We start from the raw sequence: 24,049 nt of genomic DNA on the forward strand, positions 1-24,049 counted from the left end.
GGGGTATTGATTTTTATGGCCACAAATAAACGGGTCTTTACCTTACGATTAGAAGAAGAAAACTTTGAGAAAATCAAAATTATTGCGGATAAAAACAAACGCTCCATTGCCATGCAAATTGAGTATCTCATCGAGCAACACATCGCTGAATTTGAACAGAAGAATGGGATTATTGAGATTGAAAAGTAATATTTCTCAGGTAATTCCGATTTGGTTGATTACGGCTATTTGTCTTTTGCGCCGATTGAAATTTTAGTTTCCTTGGAATAAAATCGCCTTGAGTATTGTTTGCATGGCTGCATTATACTCAAGGTGAAATCATTTATGGTATTTTCTCCGAATCACAAATAGGGCGAAATTTAGCTTCATAATGTACTTTTGAATGCACCATCTAATTTAATAGCGCATTCTACTTCAGTTGATACGGGTGGTCATGCGACCGTAATGCCGCTAGTCAGTGCAGGATGTGTCCACCGACTCCGCTTTCTTGCTAATTCTCGGATGGACCAATTGAATGGCGTTAACCACCCCAACGCGTAAATTGTTATGGTATCAAATACCGATTACTTCAGTGATTAACGTTCACTGTTTTTATTTGATAACTCCTCAATATGAGAATGTAATTCTTCAATCCTCTTTGGTAATACATATAAATATTCAATCAGATAATCGAGCATATCAATTATGTACTTTGAAACAACCTCATCAGGTTCCCTTTCCAAATCAAAATGAGCTCCCAGATTTCCTCCAATTCTTATTGCATGAGCTAATGTTAATAATGGTTTCTGCAGTTCAGCATGACCTGCTATAACTTCAAGTTGTTTATTTAATGGCTTATTTTGCTCACTTTCTGGTAATAGTGATTTTGTAATGCCTTCAAGTAGACGTCTGCATAACACAACGGCCCCAGACCACTCACCAAGATTATACACATTTACTGCTGAGTTATATGCTCTCAGCATACTACTAGAAAACTTTTCGGTAATTTCCACCCCATCAGCAATTCTTCTTAATTCTGCACTTGGAGATATATATAAATCACCGGTCAATGTTTCTTGTTCATTTTCTTTTATTTCAACAAAGTAGAATCTTGATTCTTCCCCACATCCAGAGCACCTTGAAGATGTAAACATAGAACTCTCATTATATGAATCCCAAACTAATAAGAAATTGACTGTTCTTGAGCAATGTCCACATTTGAAATCTACAGATTTGGCTATCTTATACTTATTCGAGTCTTGATATTTTGCAATATTCTTAGGTTCGATAAATCGCAACGATATACATCCTTTCAAATTAATTTGGATTTAGCAATGTCTTTGTTTGCGAAATTCATAAATAGTCGTAAGTGTTTCTTTAGCCATTCAAGGGTTAAACATTTCTATAACACCCTTCATTGCCAATCCTACTAGCCTCCAGAGCCTCCTCCATCAACAAATTTTTCTGCCGTAACATGATTCTATTTTCCTTAAAACTCCCGATATGCCTATTCCTGCAACAACATCAGCATCAATTAATACTAATTAGTCGTACAGACCGAAGAGCCGGCCGCGATGCGGATAGTAGGTGCAGGCGATCCGCTTCACTACCAACTGCTCCAGGCAGACCAAGGGATGGCAACAGCCGATCCGCCACGTGAATACGGTATTATATGAAATTTTGTACATCCCGGATCACTCGCAAGTTTTCTCAATAAATGCTTCGCAAATAAATTGTGCATTTCTTTTGAAAATCTGCTCTCGCTTAAAATCTCCTTGCCTTAGCAAACAAGTAATTTCAATTTTACCTTGTGGAATTGCACAACATTTATTACAAAGCTGCGGTTTCTCAATACTATCCGATAATTCTTGAACAGTCCTCAGAGTATCTCGGTCGTATAATCCCCTTAAGAATTCAAACGTCATTTCTAAATTATCATTGATTTGTTCCATATCATATCCTAATTGCTTAGCTATAATTAATGTTGAGTTACATATTCTATGGACTTCAACACCACAAGCAAAAAAATAAATAATTGAGGTATATGTTGAAGTCTTTTCTTCTTCATTGACTAGTAATGCTCTATTTGTAACTTCAATTGGGAAACTCATTAGTCCACCTAACGGATTGGCGTGTTTTGCCATTGAAAATCTTTTGTAATTTTCTTGTTCTGCATTCAATTCATTTTGATTCAAGTATAATGAACGAAATAAGAAACCTACTTTCCATGGTTTTGTATATTCTTTATCATGATTTAGCCATTCATTAGCATGTATATCATCCAAAGCTATATACATAAGATCTAATCTCATTTCAATTAGATTCAATATCAAAATAGATGCATCTCTTCTATGTCCCAATGTAATTAATAGTTTAATAGAACTAATACATTCTAGCATTCTCTTCATCATGACTATACCAATAAATAGGGATGGTTTAGTTTTTTTAATCCTTTTAGATTCAGAAATCACTTCAGATAGAACTTTATTCCCTATATGCTGGAGTTCTTCAACTACTTCAATGTATTTATAAAGTTTTGAATCTATCAATTCTTGTGGAATCGTTATCTTCAAATTCTACAACCACCTTTTATTAATTTGCCACATTTCATATAACATCACGAACTTCATTGAATTTCCCGATATAGCCAATTTCGAAGACTATTAGCCATATCTTTATGTTAATTATCTTTCATCACAACGGCTAGAAACAGGGTGAATGTATGGCGAGACGAACTTTTCCAGTTAATTTTTCACCGTCACTTATGGTAGGGCTCCCCCTCTACGCTATAACGGCTAAAAAAGTGAAAGGAGCTTGCCTCGGCAGCTCCTTTCTGGTCAAAAAAACCTTTATTGTTTCTTTCGTTTTATTTGTTTACCTCCAAAAGGACCACCTTTGACTTGGACACTGTAATCTTTCTCTCTTAAAGCAGATGCATCCTTTTTCTTATACTCATCAACCAGAGTAAATTTGTTTTGAGAACAGTAGATTTGGCGTTCACATCCGATTATTTGCATAGAATTATAGTATTTAATTACTCCCGGCTCGTAAATAGGGAAAAACAAGTTTTCAATCGGCTCCACAGCCTTGTGATAGCTACGCTCACACAGTGTAATAATTAATTTGTCCGAAATTGGAAAGGCAAGTTCTATGCCCCTAGAGGCCAATCCACTATAACTCATAAAATCCTCAGGCAAGTGGGCTCTTTTAACCAGAGGTGCATCTGATGTATAAAATGGATCATCAGTTAAATTAACACCAACAAACCAAATATGTGAGTTAAGTACTGATGCGAACTCTATTAATTTCTTGGGATCGAATAAGAACGATAATTGATCAATAACCGCATGTGCTGGGTCTAGTTCAACGAAAAATTCCCCGGGCATGTAATTTTTGTCCTCGCTGTACATTTCCAGATCAAATATCATTTGCGCAATTGCTTTTTTCATTTCTGAAACTTGTCTTCTTGAGTCGCGAGTACGTAGATCCTGAATAATCAAGTGAATTGATAAGACTTGACGATCTTCATTGGATAGTGCCTTTTTGAAGTAAGGATCTGTGCTAAGGAAATACTTGATGCACAAGTTATTTAGCAGAGAATTAAACTCTCTTTCGAGTTTACTAAACTCCTTTTCAATAAATTCAATGTCCTGATACTCTGGAGGGAATTGATCTTTTGTCTGATTAAAAATATCTTCGGGGATATCGTAAAAATATGATTCGGCAGCAACATTCCTTATGTTTGTCTTATAAGGAGTCTTATTTATTATTTTGTCATAAACAAAAAGCTGTTCGTTAATTGAAAAACGCTTTAGATATGATTGAGGCACAAAATGCTGATTTTTAACTTTGGACACCAAAAATCACCACTCAAAAATTATTTCCCAAACGATTCCGCTTTTTCAATGTCCTTCTCAAGCAAACTCCACGCCTGCTGCGGTGATAACAGAAGTTTAAGACCGGATGAAATCTGTTCTACTTTAGCAAGGAACGCTGCTTTAAATTCCTCTTTAGTCATTCCTTCCTCATCACGCAGTCTGAGCATGTAACTAATAACCCCAGGTGCAGTGAATCCAAGATCTTTCGGACGGAATGGAGCGCCGTAGCCACCATTCGATGGGCCATTTACATCCAGTGTCGTCACTTCCATGAGCATGTCGAGAGCGCCCTTGTATCGCTTCTCGCGCATGAGGTGTTCACCCATGGAAAGCCTCACATTCCGGTATAGACCCCAGTCATCTTTCACGGCGAAGTCCATTGATCGCTCATTAAATAAGCCCCACAAGATGTCCGATTCGGAATAGCCGGGCTGAGCTTTTTTGCGCTTCTCAAATTCCGATTCGGAAACGCCTAGGTTGCCTAAGTGCTTCTTCAGGGCATTTTGATCAGCAATGATCTTCCGCTCTTGCTCAAATCGTTCTTTGCCTTCTTCGTCGAGTAACATCTTGTGTCCGCTCTCAGGGTCGGTACGAACATAAATCTGCTCCTTGCAGTTCGGACATTTTCGGTTCCGCTGAGGGGGCTGATCGTTCAGAAACCCACAATATGGACAGCGCGGATATGGAGCTGGAATCGTTTCTTTTTTAGTCACTGACGATCGGGGTATTACCGAAATGGGAGGCTGAATGATCGTTCCTTTGCCTCCGCGAGAAGTCATTCGCACGGCTGCTTGTTTTTTATGCTCGCCATTTAAAGCCAATTGGATCAATTTTACAATGAGCAAGATTGGCCAAAAGCAAAGCCAAAGTAAGATTTTAAAAATCTCTTTCATTGTGCCTCTCCTCAAAGTTCCTCTGTTCATATTTAATCCTCTATATGTCATGGTTCATATACAACTTACTCTACATGAGTTCGACTATTTATGATAGTTTCCTTCCACTAATAGAGGATTATTGATGATGAAGGCTGTGTATCGCAGCAGTATGAGCTTAGAGCCATCAACCCTCTCTGTATACGCATGTAAGTATCATTAGTTCAACTTATATAGACAATACATTGGCGAACTGTGAGATAACGTTGTGATCGATCAAATACCTCTAATCTACAACGTGTGCTGTAATACTTATTCATCTTCGATAAATCCCATATTTATTTCATCCCTAGCCTTTAAAAGGCTTCTCATTTCGTCAGGAAAACATTCTAAACATATAGACCAAAAAGACGACGAGTCATCGAGTGTAATCATTTCCTTGGAATAGACTGTTTTATTGCAATTTCTACATACATTAGTTCCCTTAAAATCTTTTGCACACATAACTGAATAGGTATCCTTATAATTTAATCCTGAGACAAACGATGATGTATTAAAAATAATACCAAAGTGAGTTAAAGGATCCTCCACCTTTTCCTTACAGAAATCACAGGTATCATATTTAAGTTTATCTCTGACTGCTTCACCTATTAACCACATATACTCAAACTCATCTGTAAATTTTTGAATCCTTGAGAAGTCAGTAATGCGTATCATATTCTCCCAATTCCTAAAACTCGCTTGTGAGGTGAAATTAAATGAACCTGTCCAAACAATATTGTCAAGAATAATAAACTTATGATGCATATGGTTAGGATAGTTATCTCCAATCTTTGTACCTAAAATAGTAGTTTTTGCCCGTATTGCACTGTAAATATTACGTGCTTTAACATCACGAAATATATCAGAATAATTAACAATTATCCTTTTATCATCACATCTGACATCATTGATTTTTTCTGCTATAATCTCATCATTAAAGTATGCGACTGCAATAAGTAATCTTTCCTTTACTTTTGAAATATCCTCAATCAAGCGATCTCGAACTTCACACTTTGTCCCAGGTCTTGTAAAATAGACTTCCATGTGCCACTTCCCTAAGATACTATGTATTTTTGCATTTAAACGTCTTATTCACGAACTTAATAGATATCCCCTTCATAGCCCTATGGCCAAAAGTAATTACTTAATCTACAACATCCCCATCAATTGTCCCCAATAAAATTTTCCGCCGTCACTTGCACACGGTTCTCCGTGTTGTCTGTAACTGCAAGTTTAGAGCCGTCCAATATAGGAATACTATTCCTAGTCATCTTGCTTTAATCTGACGGATTTATGAAGAAAGACAGTGATATATTGATAATTAATATAAAATCATTGCCTCGATTAATCTGCCGGGATAGATGCCCCGATGCGTAAACATGGTGTTAGAAGAAGCTCCCTTATTACTTTGAATTTTTAAGTCTCAATTTAGATCATTAGGAAGCGCATCTATTAGTTCTTGTTTTAAATAAATAATATATTTCAAATTCCGATTGTCCCTCATGTCCTCATCTTGCAACTTAATAATTCTAACCGCATCAAAGCAAACAAGTGAAAAATGATTGCAATAAAATCCTCACAGTAACTATATCCGTTACAGAGAGTGACATCCCTTTATTCTCTTAAGGTTACTCATTTCTCGGCAATTTCAGGAATTCTTATTAAAATTTTCTCTTTAACTATAAATACTTCGAAGTTTTTAATACAAATTTCGGAATGTTCTTCAGCCCCCCTTATATAATAAAGCTCCACATACCACTCGGTGTCTTCTTCGAGCATCTTTAGATAAAGTTCATCATTTTTAAGCCTCTTCCTGAGAAACGTCAATAATTTTTTAGGTCCATCAAACTTCTCATTCAGCACAAGTTCAGCTACCTTGTTATTGTTCTTCTTTAAAGCAATAACACTACGCATTACAAACATTTCAAACTCTTTAACTAATGGAATTGTAGGATCATCATACTGCAATGAATTTAAAAACATAGTTACCACTTGAAATAGTTTAAATTCCCAAATTTTATATTTTTAGGAATTAATGAAAAGAATCTTCTGCACTCAATAAATCTTTCATGCTTTCAAAAATATTTAAATTTATCATATTCTTCTGCTTCTCTTCAACTTGAATAAATCCTGATTTAAGCATCTCAGAATATTGAAGATTAATTCGATTTATTATCGCATTATCAGTTCCCTGCTTTAATATCTTAGTTAGCTTAAACATATACCCCTCCTAGTTACAAACCCGTAAGACTAAGTCGAAAACAGTGCCGGTTGCGAAATATAAATAGTAAACAATTGTGCTCCACCTGAATCCGCTACCCTTAAAATGCCTCAGCCGGCTGAGGACCATTTAGCTCGAAGATCAATATGGTGTTATGGAAAGAATGAGTTGCTCAAAAAACACTTACAAGTCTATCTTAATTTCACACTCAATGATTCTATAAGATTCCTTAGTATTTTCAATTGGATACAAAAATTCAAAATATTGATTATTTAAAACATGAGGTGCCGTCAACCTATAAACTGTTTCGAGAATATTTGATATAAAATAACCATAAGCTAGTCCTGGTCCATTATCATTAAATATCTTTCTGTAAGAAAGATCATAAACGCTAAAAGAGCTTCTAAAATCATTATTCGTAACTTTGTCAATTGGATTTCCTTCTGGCCAAAATCGCATAAAAATATTGTCATCAAAACAAATATGATTCAAATAACCATGTTTCTCCTTTAACTGTTGAACCAGTTTATGAGAGCGGATTCCCGTTTCAAAACTCAATTGTCGTTCGAATGAAAAAATCCCATTAAATATATTCCTATTACCAATAATTTCACCATTTCTATTGCATTTATCAATAGTAGATGGCTTATCGCGATTATAGACTTTCCTATTACAGAGAACCTCTGGAGTTACTTTAGATTTAACTTCCACGATTCCTAAAACACTTTCAGGCATAAGTATTACAAAATCATCAGCAGAGAAGAGCTTGGGATCATTCTTTTTATATATAAGAATATCAATTTGGTCTGTTAACTCATTTCTTGCATTCTTAACAAATCCAGTACCAACTGATATATTATCAGGTAAAACTTTCTTTAAGTAATTCATTAATATAAGCTCCTTATATCTTCCATCTTCACCCCAATGGTTATCTTCTATAAAAAATCTAACTCTGTCCTTAATTGAATTTATTTCTGCTGCAATAGATTGCTGATATCTGATATTATTGTTAGGCATGAAAAATCCCCCTGGAAATGCTATATATATTTACCATAATCATACCATGAATTTGGAAAACATTATCTTTTTTAGTTACACAAAATCCCCTAGAACTTACCTCTAGGGGTATAGCATATCTCTATAGCTCCTAACTCCATCACACCACCAAGCCACTACATCCTTCTTGCCACATATATTTCGCCGCCACTTGTGATACCGTTCACTGTAACGTTAAAAAAGCGAAAACCAGAACCATGTTGTGGTAGCTGCTTTTTCAATCTATCAGGATCTATTAACAATATATTGATTGTTAGTTTGATGCTGTTTGATTTTCAGTGATGTACTGTTGAATTCTAGAAAGGTATTTTTTTAACGAGTCATTGTACTGTATATGAAAATTCTCAAGACCATACTCGCAGACATCCAAAGCGTAGTCAAGCTTTTTTATCCTTATACAGATTTCAATAAATTTATACAAACCTGCCTCAATATTCTGCCTGGCCGCTGGAGAATACTCGTTTAACTTTTTATTTTTTACCGCATTAAATAAGATGTGTCCTTGGTTCCTAAATATATCCTTCATTTCCTCCGATTGATTTACAAACTCTTGATTTAAAAGTTCCCTTTGTTCTTTCGAAATATATTGATTATGTTGTCTACTTTTCACCTCTTCCCTCTCATTAATCCAATAGGTTGACCTTATTGTTAACAAAAAGCCAAATAGTTCGATGTTTTCTTTATTTGTTTTACTATTAATCGAAAAGTATTCAGACAGTACTCGAATTCCGTCCTTGTAGTAACCCTTTGTAATTAGATAACTTACGAACATTTTCAATACTGCTTTGTCCGACAAAAATTCACTATATTCTTTAAATATATCAATAGCATAATCGTGATTACCAGTTGTTGTAACTATATGACTAGTTAAGTTTAATAAAGCTTTAACTCTTATTTCTACAACACTTTTTTTCCTGTTGAGAATTTGCCTATATAAGTCCTCTACTTCCTTTAAGTTTCTAGAATATCTAGCTTCATCTGCATTCTGCAACAATACACTATCAATGTCTAAGTTATTTTTGTACCTTTTAACTTGATTAAGTCTTGAATTAATTCCGCCAATAAAGCCGCTATTTTTTTTGTTTCTATGTTCTTTCATTACAGTCAATAATTCTTTTGAATATACCCTAAATGTTGACTCGTCGAGTTCCTCAACAATTCTGAGTTTTACTAGTTCTTTCATTGCTCTATTAAACTTATCAGAATCATCTTCCATGTTTACTATGTATTTTAAACGCTCAGTTAAATATTTATCATCGGCATTATTTAGAAGCATACCAATAGTTATAAACAAGTCAGTTGCATCATCTGATAAATAGTTATAAATTCTACCATATAGGAAATCCTTTGCCGCTTCAGACTGACTAAGTTCTCTCCATAAGCTATCATTAAATCCCCTAGCCATTAACATGTATGCGAATTGATAGATAAAGATGGGCCTACCGGATGTTACAAAATGAATTTTGTTTTTTATTTGATCTGTTAATCCTCTTTCAAATATATCTTTATAGTTAGCGTACTCTGCAGAAAAAATAGCTCTTATAAACTCAATAGTCTTATCACTGTCTAACTCATTTGTTGGTATCTCTTCACCTACAATCAGATTTGCTCTAGTTGTGATGATTACCTTATGTTTAGTTACATCTAATTGGTTTATAAATTCTTGTATTTTATTTTTTTCATCTTTACTAAACGTTTCAAAATCATCAATAATTAGCAACATTCTCCTCTCGTGGTTTGCTATATAATTAACATCAATTGTTTCACCATTGCCAAGAACTTCGTTGACTTTTTTTATTACAAGGTCGAAGGTATCTACACTATCTTGAATTTCCTCAATACCCCCAGTAATTACATTATATTGGCGATCTTTGGCTGAAGTAAAAACAATATAGTCAAAGCTTAATGATCCTTGATTAAGAAAATCATCAATAACACTTTGAACTGTTGCAGTTTTTCCAACCCCTCCATGGCCCCATAATGTTGCTGCTACGAACGACCGGTTGTTAAGGAACTCCGTAATCCTTTTCTTCATTCCGAAATCATAATAATTTTTATAGTTCTTCGCATAATTATTAACGATTGTCCCATTCGGTACTTTTCTTCTGATCGCATCCTCTTGCGTGGAAAGGCAAAGAAAATCTTCCCATGTAATATACTCTTTTGCAGTTTGGTTAATTTGGTTGTACTTGGCATTACCTGTCAACCTATCTTCAACAGATACATAAATAAAGTATTGGTCATCCGAATTTACATGTATAAATGGCGAAATTCTATAATATTGCATTTCTTCTGAAAGAATATAAACATTATTAATTTTAAATCCATTTGCAGTTTTCGGGGATATCCATGGTATTGGGACCACATCTGTTCCTTTAAAGTTAATACCCGTATAGTTTTCACCATCAAAATTTCGAACAAAAATAATGTCCAGGTTTTGATTCAATAACTTAACTGTACTACTTTCCAACTGATTTATAATTGACTTAAGTTCATCTAATAACATATCAATTCCATCGTCATAAACAAACCCGTGACCAATCTCTTCATTACGTGTACTTAAATAGTTAGTCATTACATTATTTATCGTTGGATCAGATAAGAATTCATTACTGACATCAAGTTTCCTAATAACATAGATTATTTGTCCAATTGTCGGTTTAAAAATCCTTTTATTTACTTCTTCTTTTGTTTTATCAGATATATTATCTTTATAATTTTTATTCCAGAGATACCCCAAAATTAACATTAAGCTATACTCTATTCTAACTTGATAATGTATCCTTAGTTTATCCTTTTCATTAAATCCACTATGAAATTGTATTTTTTGATCAATTTTTTTGAGAATGTAATCCATGTCCTTATCCTCCCACCTAATAATAGATTCACACTCTACCAATTTCTACTATTTCCCCTGATATCCTTCTTTTCCCTAAGGAATTATAGTGCTTTTATGCATGGATTATACACCCAAGAGTTATTATAATTCGCCGTCACTTATGATACGGCTCCCCCCGATTTATCCGCATAGCGCGATAAATCTGCTCCACCAACACCAGCCGCATCAACTGGTGCGGCAGCGTCATGCGGCCAAAGCTCAGCCGCACGTCCGCACGGCGCAGCAGCTCGCTCGAGAGCCCCAGCGAGCCGCCAATCACGAAGGCCACCTGGCTGCGCCCATAGGTGGCCAGCTTATCGAGCGAAGCCGCCAGCTGCTCGCTCGACCACATCTCGCCGTCGATGGCCAACGCCACGACGTACACATCCGGACGCAGCGCAGCCAACAGACGCGCGCCCTCCTTAACCCGCACCTGCTGCTCCTCAGCAGGGCTCATATTCTCCGGTGCCTTCTCATCAGGCACCTCTATCATTTGCACCTTGGCATACGGCCCAAGGCGCTTGACGTACTCCGCGATCCCATCAACCAGATAGCGCTCCTTCAACTTCCCAACCGTTAAAATCTGTATCTGCATAAACGAATGCTCCTTTTTTTAATCTATTCTCTCATCTATCCCTTCCCCACCAAAACAAAAAGGAAGGCATCAGCCTTCCTCATACAACCAGAAATCGCGCTAACTCCTTGCAATGCTCGCAATGTGACGGAGGCTCCCACTTGCTGAAGTGGGTTTTCTGCAAATCCACAACGTCCGGCGCTTCCTCGTATTCATCGACAAACTCATCAATCGCGATTTCCACATGATCCTTACAAACTACGTGCATGCAACTACCTCTCATCCGCTGATTCTGTCTATTATTTATCGGTTGCTTCCACCAAAGTGACCACCACATTCATCTTCTTGCCGCCGCGGTAGTAAGTGACATTCACTTTATCGCCGATATGCTTCTCGTTGTATAAATATTTACGCAAGCTGATCGTACTATCAATTTTCCGATCATCCAACTGCACAATGACATCCTGCGGCTTGAGACCCGCTTCTTTGGAGGGACCGGACACATCGAAGACAATAACTCCAGTTTTCACATCTGCAGGCAGCTTTAATACATCCGTCCCTTTAAAAGCTTGCAGTTCCTGCGTAGACACGCCCATCAGCGGTCTTTTGACCTTGTGGTCCGTGATCAGATTGTCGATAATCGGCTTCACGCTGTTAATAGGAATGGCAAAACCTAATCCCTCCACGCCCGTATCCGAAATTTTCATCGAGTTAATGCCGACGACCTTGCCTTCGATGTTGACTAGGGGTCCTCCGCTGTTGCCTTGGTTAATCGCTGCATCGGTCTGAATGACGTCCATTTCCCAGTCATAGTCCGTGCCCTCCCGGGATAAAGATACTGGGATCGTCCGCTTCGGCGATGAGATGATGCCCTGCGTGACCGTCGGGGAGAAGCCCAATCCTAGCGGATTACCTACCGCAATCGCCATTTCGCCGGCGCGCAGCGTCTCGGAGTCGCCAAACTCGGCAATCACTTTAATGTCTTTGCCATCCGCTTCCAAAACGGCCAAATCCGTAATCCGATCCCGCCCGACAAGTGTAGCTTTGCGATGCTCGCCTTGAAAGTTCACGATTTCATACTGATTCCCATTCTCGACCACATGGCTGTTAGTCACGATACGGACCTTATCGCCGTTCCGGGCAAAAATGACGCCCGACCCGATCCCAATCCCGGTCTCTTGACCCTTATCATCCTTCTTAGAGGAGATCACGCTGACGACGGCCGGCTTAATTTTCTCCGTTGCCGCTACGACAGAATCGTTGATGTTCATAGGGCGCGTCTCCGCACTAGCCACAACTGGAACCGCTATCGCATCTGCGTGCAAATCGCTTTTACCCAACCCGTTAACTAATCCGACTAACAAAAGCATCGCTAACGCCCCGCCTACTCCAGCTACAAGGGCCACATTTCGTCTGCGTTCCGTAAAGCCCGCAAGTCCTCCCGAACGTTTAGGACGCCACACAGGTTGGCGCTGCTTGGTTCTTTTGGTCGAATAGAAATCATCATCAAACAAACTCACAGGGTGTCCCTCCTTGCTGACAGGGCGCAGATCATGCCGCTCTTGCCTCATAATCATATTTGCAAAAAATAGGAATGTTTCGTTCCGTTCTTGCCTACAATAATAGTAAACCAAATCTCTCAAGGAATTACTAGAGTTAACAGTAACTTTAAATCAGAAAGTCAAAGGAGAATGCACATTATGAATCGAATTCCATCCCATATCAACGAAATCAACATGATCGGTAAGCTCGCTGATCTCAAAGACAGTCACTACCATCAATCCCTCATTCTCTCATCTCTCATTCAAACGCTAATTGATAAGGGCCTGATCACGCCGCAGGACATACAGCTCAAATCCAAAGAAATCGATGCCGCGCTTACTCCGAACCCAATACATCCCATTTCGTAGACCGATCGAAGTACGTATCCATTAACCGCAGCTGCTTAGACTCGGGGGCGCGCTCTTGTACTATGTTATTCACCGTTAGCCTGGCCAAATCCATTAAATTATGGTCACGGCTTAAATGTGCCATATAGACGGATTTCGTCTTATTCGTCATCACGTCACAGAGCGCTTCCCCCGCGGCCTCGTTGGATAAATGCCCCTTATCTCCGAGAATGCGGCGCTTAATGCTCCAAGGATAATGCCCGACCCGCAGCATGTCCACATCGTGATTCGTCTCCAGCACCAAAGCATCCGAATCGGTAATTTTCTCCTTCACCTTCTCGCTCATATAACCCAAATCCGTAACGACGCTTAACTTCTGATCCCCTTCATAAAAGCAATAGCCCACCGGCTCCGCCGCATCATGGGAGATCCCGAATGACTCCACGCGCAGCGTGCCGAATTCTTCGAAGCCGCCGGTTTCCATAACTCGCTTGTTCTCTTCCGCGATCACACCGATCTGGCGATCCAATTCCACCCACGTCTTCTCGTTGGCATAGATGGGCAAATCATATTTGCGCGCCAGCGCGCCTAAGCCTTTGATATGATCCGAATGCTCGTGCGTGATCACAATGGCGTCAATACTGTCCGCTGCGAGCTCGCGTTCCTTCATCAACGCCTCCATCTTCTTGGCGCTGAAGCCCACATCGATAAGCACCTTGGTCTCCCCATTGTCGACGACCGTCGCATTCCCCGTCGAACCGCTCGACAGCACTGTAAACCTAATACCCATCTTACCCTGCTCCTCTATGCATACATGTACACATGCTATTTAATCAACGTACTTTGGCTGTCTATGTAAGCCGAATTATTTTACTTCTTATCCTGATCCTGCTTGTTCTTGTCATCGGGGCTTTTCGTATGTTCAGGTTTGCCGTCATCTTGTACTCCGAAAGGAGCGATGTCCGACCCTTTTTGCGGAGATTCCACTGCGCCATTGAAAGCTTGCAAATAATAAATATCTCTTGCATCTCCATTATCAACCGTAATCCGCCAGTGCGGAAACATCGGCTGTGTCTGGGAATTGTACGGCTGTCCATGATACCCCAGTCTGACTTCGGTAATAATGGAGCCTTCGCTCAAATAATTATCCACTAGACTGCGTACCGCTAACTGGGCGGGAATCAGTTTCTGCTCCGTTTGTTCTACTCCTGATTCTACTTCAACGTACGCTTGACGGTAACTGGTAATTTCTCCATTTTCCTCATTCAACTCTACTGTCACATCGAAGAGCGGAAGCTTGCCGTACAACTGATCAAATACATAAACACCTTTTTTTCTTACCTCCGAATCGAACTGATACAGGTTAAAATTCGGAATTTCCGATTGGGCTTGAACTTCTTTGCTGGCCCCTTTGCCGAGCAGCGCACTCATGCTGATAGGCGTCTTCAATGCTTTCTCTTCTCCGGGCTTTATACTATCATCATACTTTACCGTAATAACCTTCATCTTCGTTACATCCGTCGGTAATTCATCGGTCAGCCGAATATTTTTACTTTGGAGCGCACGGTTCATCTCTTCAATCGTTCCTGAGGTATCCAACGATATTTCCGTCTGATTGGAGCGATTGGTGGACCACAGCTGGAAGCCAAGAATCATATTGAGCATCAAAAAAGAACAAATCAGGATCGTTTTGGCCCTGCTCCAATTCATGATCTCACCAACCTTTCCTTGAGAATATTGCTTAATCCACCTTATTCAATGAAATCATACGTGCCGTCTCGCAGCTCCAAGGCCCATACCGGGACCAGCATAAGCGACTTTTCCGATACAACCGGATGATACGCCGGGAAAATAGAAACGATACTGGAACGCCGCTGATAATACTGCAGCCGCTCTTCTAGCGCATCGCCGGCTAATATTTCCCCATCGCGCCGCTGAACCGACTTCAAATCGGGAATAATCATCGACCGCTCGAAGCCGGAGATGATTCCCTTCTGTACTTGCATTTTCAATGAACCATAGCCCTCTGGCTGCGTTGTCACAATAGGCAAGGATTCATAATACTGCCGGAACAAGAACGTCTGATTGTTAAAAAGCTGCTTCTGCGGCGTTCGAGCCACCATATATTTGCCATCCCAGCCGATATGCTGGTTAATAAATTTAATGCCGGCCAGCAAGTTTTCAAGCACTTCGCTTTTGCTCTCCACCGGGGCGACAGGGTCGGAATACGTTATCCATCGCAGATCGCGGTTAAGCTGAAAACCGCGTTTGCTGTCCGTGTAGATTTCCGAACCGTCGCGCTCTTTGAGATAGCGGGTAATCCCGGGATCTACGAAAAGGCTTTGCTTCAATTGATCCGCCGTTAGCTGGCTATAATTGAATGTAAAACTAGGCAGCCTGAGCGGCTTAATCGGCAAATAGTAATCGCCGCTGTTCGTCGTCTTATACAAATTCGTAACATCCCCGAAAGCCGCGAAATTTTCCACGTCTTTACTTGTAAAATCGGCCCCGATTACCTCGTACCCGACACCCGGAGAATCGGTGAAGAAGAAAGCGCGAACATCCTCGTTATTGCCTTTCGAGTAAATCCAAATCCGCGTCACTTTATCATTATCCGTCGGCAGCTCGCCTTCAATCCGAAGCACTTGCTGAAGAATGGTGAAGGGGAGGCCGTCCCGGAACCGGATCTCAACGCCCTGTTGTTTGGACCGAACTTCTTCCCAGTTCACATTTACCAAGTACATCGATGTTTTGCGGAAGCCCTTGAAGCTCCGCTGCTTAATATTATCGAACAATCTGGTGTAATAGTAATTGCTTGGATACAGCACAGAATGCTGCTGATTGCCCAAGTGAACGATAATCTGATCCGGAAAAAGCATATCCTGAAGCTCGACCTGCTTTCCCAAAGTCTCCGTTTGCACGTAGTTACTTTGTTGGATAGGCTCGATCTTAGGCGGATTGTACGACGCCAGCAAAAAGCTTTGATACAGCGAGGTGCCGATCAGGACGACAAGCAAGACAGATTTTAAACTCTCAATCATAGCTCATCTTCCTCCTCCTGCTGAATCGGCAGTGTAAATATAACACGGGTGCCTTGTCCTAATTCGGACTCCAACTGAATCGTGCCTCCGTGCGCTTTGACTATTTCCCGGGCAATGGACAAGCCAAGACCTGTGCCGCCCATATTCCGTGAGCGCGCTTTGTCTACCCGGTAGAACCGTTCGAAAATACGGGTTAAATCCTTCTTCGGAATCCCTATACCGTTATCTTGGACGGAAATCTCCAGCATATCCTTCTCGATCTTCCGCGCTTCCAGCCGGATAGCTCCTTCATCGCCTGTGTACTTAATCGCATTCGAGACCAGGTTATCGAGCACCTGATCAATTTTATCGCGGTCGAGCAGCAAGTTGGTTACGCCATTCTCCACGCGAATAACAATTTGAATCTTGCGCTGCTGCAGCTGAAAAGAAAACCGGTCGGCCACTTCCTCCAGCATCTCACTCACGAAAGTCGTTGATTTACTCATCATCGACTGCTTGGAATCCAGCCTCGATAAATGTAAAAGGTCCGTCACCAATCGAATCATCCGCTCCGTCTCGCTGCGCGTAACGCTAATGAAGCGCGAGGCCAGCTGCGGCTCCTCAATGGCGCCATCGTCAAGCGCTTCCAGATAGCTCTTGATCGTCGTTAGCGGCGTGCGCAGCTCATGCGACACGTTCGCAACGAACTCGCGTCTGGCTTGCTCCAGCTTCTCCTGATCCGTCACGTCCTGCAGCACCGCGATAATGCCGCTCTGCCCTTCGCCCCGGCGGTGAATCGGCGTGAACGTAATGCGCACCGACAGCTGTTCATCGTCATCGGGAAGCTCAATATCAAGCAGCGTCGTTCGTACCTCTCCTTGAAGCAGCCCCTGTATCGTTCCCTGCGGAATACCGAGCACCTCCGAGATGTCCAGGCCGATCGTCGTCTCTTCCTCCGTCTGCAGGATTTGCTTCGCCCTGCGGTTCAGGACGATGACATGCCCTTTGTCATCCGTTGCAATGACCCCGTCGTTCATATTCGTCAGGATGGATGCCAGCTTCTCCTTCTCCTCTTCGTTGAGAGACAGCGCCTCCTTGAGCCGGTTCATCATGAAATTGAACGTTTGACCGAGCTGCCCGATCTCATCCGTCCCTTGGATAATCACCTGCTGATCGAAATTCCCCTCCGCAACCGCGGTCGCTTGCTTCGTAATCTCTTTGATCGGATTCGTGATCGTACTGGTAAGGATGACACCGAGAATAGCCGTTAGCCCCAGAGCAATCAACGTACCTGAAATGAGGATCCGATTAATCGAACGGATTGTTTTGTAGACATCCTCCATGGAGGCGATCAGATAAACAGCGCCCAAGACGCGCACACCGCTGCCTACAGGCTTCGCAATGATCACCTTCCGATAGCCGTCCTCATCGGTGAAAATACGCTGGTTATCCTTAATCCCCTGCAGCGCCCTGATCACTTCTGGCTGCGTATTTTTTTGTTTCAGATGGTTGGGAACCGACGTGGAGATGACGTTCCCGTTAGCATCTATAATTTGAATTTCGGCATTATTAATCGAAAATAAATTGCTGACAAACTCGTTTAAATCGGCATAAGTTTTCTTGCCTTCGGCAGCGTTCTTGCTGTCCTGATCGCCTGTGAGGTAAGACCCCACAAAACCGGCCAGCAGCGTAACCTGGCTGTTGCGCGAAACCAAGAAGTCATTCTTGAAATATGTCTCCACCGTCTTGTAGAAATACACCCCAATGAGCTGCATCGCAATCAAAATAAGCAGGACATACACAATAATCAGCTTCGCTTGGATCGATTGGAAGAAGCGGATGCCCCTCATGCTTAGAAGCCTCCGGCTTTAGGGCTGCGCATCAAATAGCCAAGCCCCCTGCGCGTCATTATGTATTCCGGACGGCTTGGATCTGTCTCCAGCTTCTCGCGCAGCCGGCGTATCGTCACATCGACGGTGCGCACGTCGCCGAAATATTCAAAGCCCCACACCGCTTGCAGCAGGTGCTCGCGCGTCATGACTTTGCCGGAATTTTTGGCCAAATATTGAATCAGCTCGAACTCGCGATGCGTCAAATCGAGCGGCACCCCATCTTTATACACCATGTACATGTCGTTATCGATGAATAAAGCATGAATCCGCATCCCGTTGCGCTGCGTGTCCGACTCGCTCGGAGCCGTCTGCGCTTTCGTCTGCCGGCGCAAGTGCGCCTTGACGCGGGCCAGCAGCTCTCTCGTGCCGAATGGCTTGGTCACATAGTCGTCTGCGCCCATTTCAAGGCCAAGCACTTTATCCAACTCGGTATCTTTGGCCGTCAACATAATAATCGGTGTGTTCAGCTTCGAACGAACCTCCCGGCACACATCCATGCCGTCCTTTACGGGAAGCATGAGATCCAGCAATATAAGATCGGGCTGCTCAGAGAAAGCAAGCTCTACAGCGCTTCCGCCATCATAGGCACATATCACCTGATAGCCCTCTTTTTCCAAATTAAATTTCAAAATATCTGCAATCGGTTGTTCGTCATCCACCACGAGAATTTTTCCAAACAAACCTACCACCGCCTACTTCAGAATAAACTACAGCCTCGTCCAATTCCTTGCATACTACCCTCTATTTTATCATATATTCAACTAAAAAGAGACAAGGCCCCCCGATTGTCCGGTTTGACCTTGCCTCTATGTAAGTTAACGATTTAAATACTTCAAAGGATTTTCCAAGCTGCCGCTTTTGTGAATTTCAAAATGCAAATGGACGCCTGTGGAATCGCCTGTACTTCCCATAATGCCGATTTTATCGCCTTTTTCAACGATCGTACCTTCGGTCGTCGTAATTTTGCTCAGATGGCCGTACAACGTCTCGTAACCGTTCAAATGATTAATAATAATATAATTGCCGTAATCCGATTTGTACCCGGTTTCCGTTACTTTGCCGTTGTCTGCCGTCATAATGTTTTTGTTGCCTGTAATATCGATACCTTTGTGGAGCTTGCCCCACCGGACGCCGAACGTGCTCGAGATACTCGGGGAAACGACAGGCCACGCGAATTTCCCTGTGCCTTCGCCTTTAATGACTTTCGTCCCTTTTTTCACCTTGGCCGTAACGGGTTGATCAATGATTTCTTCGTCAACGAGCTGCTCGTTCGTCATCAATCCATCGACTTTCGTTACTTGGATCGTCACCTTCTTCAGCCCGTTCTTCCCTGGTGAGATCGGTTGAACAACGCCAACGCGAAGCGAATCGTCCTTCTCATAGTCCGTATCGTACTGAATCTCTTGATTCTTCACAATCTTTTCCGTTGTTTTGACGGACAATGTCGGTTTAAGCACCGTTACATCAAGCTGATTGCCAATCTTCAATTTATCATCCTGAAGACCAGGATTTTTATCATAAATAAATTGCTTCGTAATTCCTAATTTCTTCGCGATGCAGGAGACGCAATCTCCCTCAACAACCGTATACTTCGCAGGCGTCACATCGCCAGTCGTCAATTTCTTCACGACATCGTCGGGTTTAGCCAATTCCTCCGGCTCGATCGCCACTTCCACTTTATCGACTTGCTGGACGAATTCTACTTTCTCAAGCTCCGATGGTGCCGTCGAAATATCCTCGCCCAAGCCTGCGGATAGAGCAGCAACCTTAGTGGATTCCTTAGCTTTTGGCGCAAAAGGCGCGCTTACCTGTTCAAGAATTTGATCTGCCGTCTGCTGATCCTTCACAATCGCGATGACTTTGCCGTCTACTCTCAACTCGACCCCGACCGGTTGGGGCACTAATGACTTATTAAGTGTGGCGATGACAGCTGTATCATCCGTTGGCGGGCTGTAAGCCTTTTCAGCTATGTAGGTAACTCCGTCTGTCTTAAGCACGACATGAACATCCGGGAAATTCTTTTGTACTTCTTGTGGTCTTTGCTGCTTATATTCATCAATCAATTTATTGTCGCTGACGACACCTATTTCTTTGCCGTCGAGCATCACGTGATATACATTTACCATATTCGCTTGCACATATTGATGACCTGCAAACGTAATTACTCCTGTTAGTGCGATTGCACCAACTCCCAGAACTAGAGACCATTTATGTCGTTTGATTACCGTTAGCGTCGTAGTTGTCGTTACTTCTTCCAGCTGCTTCTCTGATACTGATTCATTTCCGGTCAAGCTTTCTCGCTTCGGCGTGAATCTCTTGATGAGATCCTTAACAAAGCGCATACCCCTGAAACCTGTCATGATCTTCTCCCTTTGAACGGTTTTGCATCCACAGATACATAAATAAACCTTGATTAGACATAATATCCATATAAGGATGTCTTCCTTTTGTTAAATTTAACACACTTTCTCTGCCTATTTCAACAAAATACTCGATATCCATGTGATAGATTCGTGTCCAGCGCCAAAAGAAGACGTTAAAGATACATTTTTTTGTATAGAAATCCAAGAGATTGTGCACCACATTACGAGAAATGACGAATTTGAATGAAAATTTGAAAGGGGAACTTAGATATGGAAATTAACTTGCAAGCTACGTTCGCTGATCGCTCTACGATGGAGAAAACAGCTGAAATCCTTCGATCTCAAGGCGTGCTGGACATCAAATTCAATTATGGCGGCGAGCCTCATCACGATGCGCTTAGCAGCGGTCTGGCTCAATCTCTGCATAGCTTCTCGGCAGCCGAGCCCTCCTATGCGCTCACAGTATGCGTAGAGAAATCGCGCTACCGTCAAGCCGAGGATACGATTATAAAATACGGCGGACATCTCCATTAGGCATTAGTCCTTCCTCTAGCATTAGGGATGCTAGTACTTGTTCAAGATATCCATCAACTGTTTTAATTCCGTTTCGCTTAAATACTTTTTGAGCATCTCATTGATCTGATCGAGCTCATCCGCCGTAATCCCGTCCTCCAGTAAACCGGATAGATGCTGCACCTCATTTTGCGGCAGCTTCGCAATAACAAGGGAAAATATTTTCATTTTATCCTCGCTGGATAGCGCTTCTTTCTTCTTAGCGAAGTCCTCGGTCGACAGGACAATCTCTTTCTTATGCTCGTTTGCATCGCTCACTCGACCCATGACGGCTACGGCATCATCCTTAACTCCTGGGGATGCAGATGCGCCATTAGCTTCTGCGTCCGTAGACGCGCTTGCAGACGGGCTGGGACTAGGAGCAGGCTTTGCTGCTGAAGGGCTTTGCACCGGGGCAGCTTGCTTCCCCCCGTCTTTACGCATAACTATATTCAACTCTTCCGCCAATCTTGAAGTAAAATCGCTAAATTGAATCTTTTTACCCAAAGCCGGTATCTGATATTGTCGAAATATATCCTCAACATACATGTTTACGACATACCATGTCGTAAACATGGTGATGGATGTAATAAGAACAGTGCTTATGACGATTTTGCCCAGCCACGTTAATACTTTCATTTTCGCAATCACTCCTGCCACATAGATCTGCTTCTTCCCTCCCAGTATTGACGAAATCGCGCCCATTAAATCCCATTTGGCAAAAAAGAAATCCTCTAAGCTGCTGATGAGCCTAGAGGATTTTGAATTTATAGCTATAGAATTAAGCGTAGATCGGACGAACCAAATTCGTTTGCTCGCGGTTGCGGCCTACGGAGAAGATGGCGATTGGAATGCCTGTAAGCTGCGAAACCCGCTCTACGTAATGTCTTGCATTCTCAGGCAGATCGCTCAGCGAACGCGCTTCGGACACATCTTCTGTCCAGCCCGGAAGCTCTTCGTACACGGCTTCGCACTCGGAGATAGCTTTCAAGCTAGCCGGATAGTGCTCAATAAGCTGGCCGCGGTACATGTAGCCTGTGCAAATTTTCACCGTTTCGAGTCCTGTCAGAACGTCGATGGAGTTCAAGGACAGTCCTGTGATTCCGCTAACGCGTCTAGCATGACGCACAACCACGCTGTCGAACCAGCCGACACGGCGCGGACGGCCTGTGACCGTACCGTACTCAAAGCCTTTTTCACGAATCCAATCGCCAATTTCGTTATTCAGTTCCGTTGGGAACGGACCGTCACCGACACGGGTCGTATAGGCTTTAGCTACACCGATGATGTTGTGGATCTTCGTTGGACCTACGCCGGAACCGATACATACGCCGCCAGCCGTCGGGTTGGAGGATGTTACATACGGGTATGTGCCTTGGTCAATATCCAACATAACGCCTTGTGCGCCTTCGAACAGCACTCTGCGTCCTTGATCGATGTACTCGTTCAACACGACAGAAGTGTCCGTTACATAAGGACGAATGATTTCTGCGTATTCGAGGTACTCTTTAAGAATCGGTTCTACATCTAGACCTTTGGAACCGTACACTTGCTCGATCAACACATTTTTCTCTGCAATAATGCGTCTAAGCTTCAATTCGAACTCTTCGGCATCCATCAAATCCGCAATCCGGATTCCGTTGCGTGCTGCTTTATCCATATAACAAGGTCCGATCCCTTTGCGGGTCGTGCCAATTTTGCTATCGCCTTTGCGATCTTCTTCCAGACCGTCCAGCACCAGATGATACGGCATAATAACATGCGCGCGGTCACTGATGTTTAAATTTTTTGTCGAAAAACCATTATCATGAATGTAATTAATTTCTTCAATGAGTGCAGCGGGGTTAATAACCATACCGTTCCCGATGACACAAGCTTTTTCTTGATAAAAAATACCGGAAGGAATCATCGTCAGCTTATACTTTTTGCCGCTGATAATGATCGTATGGCCTGCATTGTTACCACCTTGGTAACGAGCAACAACCTCAGCGGATTCCGCTAAGAAATCCGTGATTTTACCTTTTCCTTCATCTCCCCATTGCGTTCCGACAACAACAACCGTTGACATATGCACTTACCTCCGTACGGTGACGAGTCACCCATAATGAGCCGTTATGGCTTTCGTACCACTGAAAAATTAGACCTCGTTAAAGCACTAAAGCATTCAGCGTCCACTACTCACCGAAGGAACACTTAGGCCTCTCCGGCAGCGATCTGCAGGAAGGGGACCTCCCTTTCGGCATGAAAAACGACCTTAACTCGAAGCTGCCCTGCTAAGTACTAGTCGTGCAGGCAGACGAACAAGGTTTTTCACCGTCTTTAGTGTAGCAGTCCCCCTACGCAAAGTCAATGAAAAACGAACAATAATAAAGGCACTTGTATAATTGTTCGGATATTGGTCAAACTATGAAGTTAGTCCTACGAAACTGCGGAGTTGTGCATCGAATTATCGCGCTCATCGAATTAAATTTGCTGCATTTAACCCTTACCTGCAACTAGCAAGCAACTTAGCACCGACTCAACTTGAAATCCGCCTGATTAGGAGGGGAACTCTATTCCCTAATTTCGGCGAAATGCTGATTTTAGGCGCTCGGAAGGGTGCTGCAGAGTCTGATTTCACCTCAATAATCTTAAACTTGGCGAGGGAGTCCACCTAAATTAAAAGAGGCTGTCCTATAAGTGAGATCCCCAGTCATTTGTATGACATTTGGGACAGCCAGTTATGCTTCTGTGGTCAAAATAAGGGAGAATTTCCCTCTAAATGGACTGCAGTTGCTTGTCAGATCCAATTAGCTGGAAAACCTCCCTCTATTTGCACCGATTTCGTGAAAAT

The 24,049-nt window shown here is 42.1% G+C and carries 23 protein-coding genes; 3 read left to right on the forward strand and 20 right to left on the reverse strand.

What is annotated here, in order from left to right; translation table 11 throughout:
* Positions 1–15: 15 nt before the first annotated feature.
* On the forward strand, positions 16–189 hold the full coding sequence (locus GC097_RS22470; RefSeq protein ID WP_171685521.1) for an Arc family DNA-binding protein: 174 nt from the start codon (positions 16–18) through the stop codon (positions 187–189).
* Positions 190–575: 386 nt separating this feature from the next.
* Here the strand turns inward: GC097_RS22470 and GC097_RS22475 are convergent, their stop codons facing one another.
* The 12 genes from GC097_RS22475 to GC097_RS22530 form a co-directional block, all read right to left on the reverse strand.
* On the reverse strand, positions 576–1,277 hold the full coding sequence (locus tag GC097_RS22475; RefSeq protein WP_171685522.1) for a DUF4145 domain-containing protein: 702 nt from the start codon (positions 1,275–1,277) through the stop codon (positions 576–578).
* A gap of 396 nt (positions 1,278–1,673) precedes the next feature.
* Positions 1,674–2,552 (reverse strand): hypothetical protein, encoded by an 879-nt coding sequence (locus GC097_RS22480; RefSeq protein ID WP_171685523.1) that lies wholly within the window; start codon positions 2,550–2,552, stop codon positions 1,674–1,676.
* Positions 2,553–2,828: 276 nt separating this feature from the next.
* A complete protein-coding gene (locus GC097_RS22485) occupies positions 2,829–3,836 on the reverse strand; it encodes a DUF4238 domain-containing protein (protein ID WP_171685524.1) in 1,008 nt (335 codons plus the stop codon).
* Positions 3,837–3,856: 20 nt separating this feature from the next.
* The gene (locus tag GC097_RS22490; RefSeq protein WP_171685525.1) at positions 3,857–4,750 is read right to left on the reverse strand and encodes a hypothetical protein; all 894 of its coding nucleotides are present in this window, start codon (positions 4,748–4,750) and stop codon (positions 3,857–3,859) included.
* 291 nt (positions 4,751–5,041) lie between these two features.
* Positions 5,042–5,815 carry a phospholipase D family protein gene (locus tag GC097_RS22495; RefSeq protein ID WP_171685526.1) on the reverse strand — a complete coding sequence of 258 codons (774 nt, stop codon included), beginning with the start codon at positions 5,813–5,815 and terminating at the stop codon, positions 5,042–5,044.
* A gap of 588 nt (positions 5,816–6,403) precedes the next feature.
* Positions 6,404–6,763 carry a hypothetical protein gene (locus GC097_RS22500; protein ID WP_171685527.1) on the reverse strand — a complete coding sequence of 120 codons (360 nt, stop codon included), beginning with the start codon at positions 6,761–6,763 and terminating at the stop codon, positions 6,404–6,406.
* A gap of 40 nt (positions 6,764–6,803) precedes the next feature.
* Positions 6,804–6,992: a hypothetical protein gene (locus GC097_RS22505; protein WP_171685528.1), complete on the reverse strand. Its 189-nt coding sequence runs from the start codon at positions 6,990–6,992 to the stop codon at positions 6,804–6,806.
* Between the two features lie 183 nt (positions 6,993–7,175).
* The gene (locus tag GC097_RS22510; RefSeq protein ID WP_171685529.1) at positions 7,176–8,009 is read right to left on the reverse strand and encodes a DUF6602 domain-containing protein; all 834 of its coding nucleotides are present in this window, start codon (positions 8,007–8,009) and stop codon (positions 7,176–7,178) included.
* Between the two features lie 292 nt (positions 8,010–8,301).
* Positions 8,302–10,905 carry an NB-ARC domain-containing protein gene (locus tag GC097_RS22515; protein WP_171685530.1) on the reverse strand — a complete coding sequence of 868 codons (2,604 nt, stop codon included), beginning with the start codon at positions 10,903–10,905 and terminating at the stop codon, positions 8,302–8,304.
* 136 nt (positions 10,906–11,041) lie between these two features.
* Positions 11,042–11,521 carry a 23S rRNA (pseudouridine(1915)-N(3))-methyltransferase RlmH gene (gene rlmH, locus GC097_RS22520; RefSeq protein ID WP_171685531.1) on the reverse strand — a complete coding sequence of 160 codons (480 nt, stop codon included), beginning with the start codon at positions 11,519–11,521 and terminating at the stop codon, positions 11,042–11,044.
* A 79-nt stretch (positions 11,522–11,600) separates the two neighbouring features.
* A complete protein-coding gene (locus tag GC097_RS22525) occupies positions 11,601–11,768 on the reverse strand; it encodes a CxxH/CxxC protein (protein WP_171685532.1) in 168 nt (55 codons plus the stop codon).
* Between the two features lie 31 nt (positions 11,769–11,799).
* Complete coding sequence (locus GC097_RS22530; protein ID WP_312875719.1) at positions 11,800–13,020, reverse strand: S1C family serine protease; 1,221 nt, start codon at positions 13,018–13,020, stop codon at positions 11,800–11,802.
* Positions 13,021–13,200: 180 nt separating this feature from the next.
* On the opposite strand from GC097_RS22530, the gene GC097_RS22535 reads away from it, so the two are divergent.
* Positions 13,201–13,410: a hypothetical protein gene (locus tag GC097_RS22535; RefSeq protein WP_246294400.1), complete on the forward strand. Its 210-nt coding sequence runs from the start codon at positions 13,201–13,203 to the stop codon at positions 13,408–13,410.
* Here GC097_RS22535 and GC097_RS22540 read toward each other — a convergent pair.
* The 6 genes from GC097_RS22540 to GC097_RS22565 form a co-directional block, all read right to left on the reverse strand.
* Positions 13,379–14,179, reverse strand: coding sequence for an MBL fold metallo-hydrolase (locus GC097_RS22540; protein ID WP_171685533.1), 801 nt, complete (start codon positions 14,177–14,179; stop codon positions 13,379–13,381). The genes GC097_RS22535 and GC097_RS22540 overlap by 32 nt on opposite strands.
* An 80-nt stretch (positions 14,180–14,259) precedes the next feature.
* Positions 14,260–15,099 carry a two-component system regulatory protein YycI gene (gene yycI / locus GC097_RS22545; RefSeq protein WP_171685534.1) on the reverse strand — a complete coding sequence of 280 codons (840 nt, stop codon included), beginning with the start codon at positions 15,097–15,099 and terminating at the stop codon, positions 14,260–14,262.
* A gap of 41 nt (positions 15,100–15,140) precedes the next feature.
* A complete protein-coding gene (locus GC097_RS22550; RefSeq protein ID WP_171685535.1) occupies positions 15,141–16,430 on the reverse strand; it encodes a YycH family regulatory protein in 1,290 nt (429 codons plus the stop codon).
* Positions 16,427–18,259 (reverse strand): cell wall metabolism sensor histidine kinase WalK, encoded by a 1,833-nt coding sequence (walK, locus tag GC097_RS22555; RefSeq protein WP_171685536.1) that lies wholly within the window; start codon positions 18,257–18,259, stop codon positions 16,427–16,429. Before walK ends, GC097_RS22550 begins: the two co-directional genes overlap by 4 nt.
* 2 nt (positions 18,260–18,261) lie before the next feature.
* Complete coding sequence (gene yycF / locus GC097_RS22560) at positions 18,262–18,981, reverse strand: response regulator YycF (RefSeq protein ID WP_167054906.1); 720 nt, start codon at positions 18,979–18,981, stop codon at positions 18,262–18,264.
* A 135-nt stretch (positions 18,982–19,116) separates the two neighbouring features.
* Complete coding sequence (locus tag GC097_RS22565) at positions 19,117–20,661, reverse strand: peptidoglycan DD-metalloendopeptidase family protein (protein ID WP_171685537.1); 1,545 nt, start codon at positions 20,659–20,661, stop codon at positions 19,117–19,119.
* A gap of 273 nt (positions 20,662–20,934) precedes the next feature.
* On the opposite strand from GC097_RS22565, the gene GC097_RS22570 reads away from it, so the two are divergent.
* Positions 20,935–21,198, forward strand: a complete 264-nt coding sequence (locus GC097_RS22570) for a hypothetical protein (protein WP_171685538.1) — start codon at positions 20,935–20,937, stop codon at positions 21,196–21,198.
* Positions 21,199–21,228: 30 nt separating this feature from the next.
* Here GC097_RS22570 and GC097_RS22575 read toward each other — a convergent pair whose 3' ends face one another.
* Together GC097_RS22575 and GC097_RS22580 are read right to left on the reverse strand one after the other, a co-directional pair.
* The gene (locus GC097_RS22575) at positions 21,229–21,855 is read right to left on the reverse strand and encodes a hypothetical protein (protein ID WP_171685539.1); all 627 of its coding nucleotides are present in this window, start codon (positions 21,853–21,855) and stop codon (positions 21,229–21,231) included.
* A gap of 142 nt (positions 21,856–21,997) precedes the next feature.
* Complete coding sequence (locus GC097_RS22580) at positions 21,998–23,284, reverse strand: adenylosuccinate synthase (RefSeq protein ID WP_171685540.1); 1,287 nt, start codon at positions 23,282–23,284, stop codon at positions 21,998–22,000.
* Positions 23,285–24,049: the final 765 nt, after the last annotated feature.

Origin of the sequence: Paenibacillus planticolens, from assembly GCF_013141725.1 — a bacterium.
Taxonomy (GTDB): domain Bacteria; phylum Bacillota; class Bacilli; order Paenibacillales; family NBRC-103111; genus Paenibacillus_E; species Paenibacillus_E planticolens.

Bases quoted from the DNA above. Each gene is read 5' to 3' on its own strand.
- GC097_RS22540 (WP_171685533.1), bottom strand. From the start codon at position 14,179: ATGGGTATTAGGTTTACAGTGCTGTCGAGCGGTTCGACGGGGAATGCG.
- GC097_RS22525 (WP_171685532.1), bottom strand. From the start codon at position 11,768: ATGCACGTAGTTTGTAAGGATCATGTGGAAATCGCGATTGATGAGTTT.
- GC097_RS22515 (WP_171685530.1), bottom strand. From the start codon at position 10,905: ATGGATTACATTCTCAAAAAAATTGATCAAAAAATACAATTTCATAGT.
- GC097_RS22510 (WP_171685529.1), bottom strand. From the start codon at position 8,009: ATGCCTAACAATAATATCAGATATCAGCAATCTATTGCAGCAGAAATA.
- GC097_RS22550 (WP_171685535.1), bottom strand. From the start codon at position 16,430: ATGATTGAGAGTTTAAAATCTGTCTTGCTTGTCGTCCTGATCGGCACC.
- walK (WP_171685536.1), bottom strand. From the start codon at position 18,259: ATGAGGGGCATCCGCTTCTTCCAATCGATCCAAGCGAAGCTGATTATT.
- GC097_RS22580 (WP_171685540.1), bottom strand. From the start codon at position 23,284: ATGTCAACGGTTGTTGTTGTCGGAACGCAATGGGGAGATGAAGGAAAA.
- GC097_RS22575 (WP_171685539.1), bottom strand. From the start codon at position 21,855: ATGAAAGTATTAACGTGGCTGGGCAAAATCGTCATAAGCACTGTTCTT.
- GC097_RS22490 (WP_171685525.1), bottom strand. From the start codon at position 4,750: ATGAAAGAGATTTTTAAAATCTTACTTTGGCTTTGCTTTTGGCCAATC.
- GC097_RS22470 (WP_171685521.1), top strand. From the start codon at position 16: ATGGCCACAAATAAACGGGTCTTTACCTTACGATTAGAAGAAGAAAAC.
- GC097_RS22535 (WP_246294400.1), top strand. From the start codon at position 13,201: ATGAATCGAATTCCATCCCATATCAACGAAATCAACATGATCGGTAAG.
- GC097_RS22565 (WP_171685537.1), bottom strand. From the start codon at position 20,661: ATGACAGGTTTCAGGGGTATGCGCTTTGTTAAGGATCTCATCAAGAGA.
- GC097_RS22495 (WP_171685526.1), bottom strand. From the start codon at position 5,815: ATGGAAGTCTATTTTACAAGACCTGGGACAAAGTGTGAAGTTCGAGAT.
- GC097_RS22505 (WP_171685528.1), bottom strand. From the start codon at position 6,992: ATGTTTAAGCTAACTAAGATATTAAAGCAGGGAACTGATAATGCGATA.
- rlmH (WP_171685531.1), bottom strand. From the start codon at position 11,521: ATGCAGATACAGATTTTAACGGTTGGGAAGTTGAAGGAGCGCTATCTG.
- yycI (WP_171685534.1), bottom strand. From the start codon at position 15,099: ATGAATTGGAGCAGGGCCAAAACGATCCTGATTTGTTCTTTTTTGATG.
- GC097_RS22570 (WP_171685538.1), top strand. From the start codon at position 20,935: ATGGAAATTAACTTGCAAGCTACGTTCGCTGATCGCTCTACGATGGAG.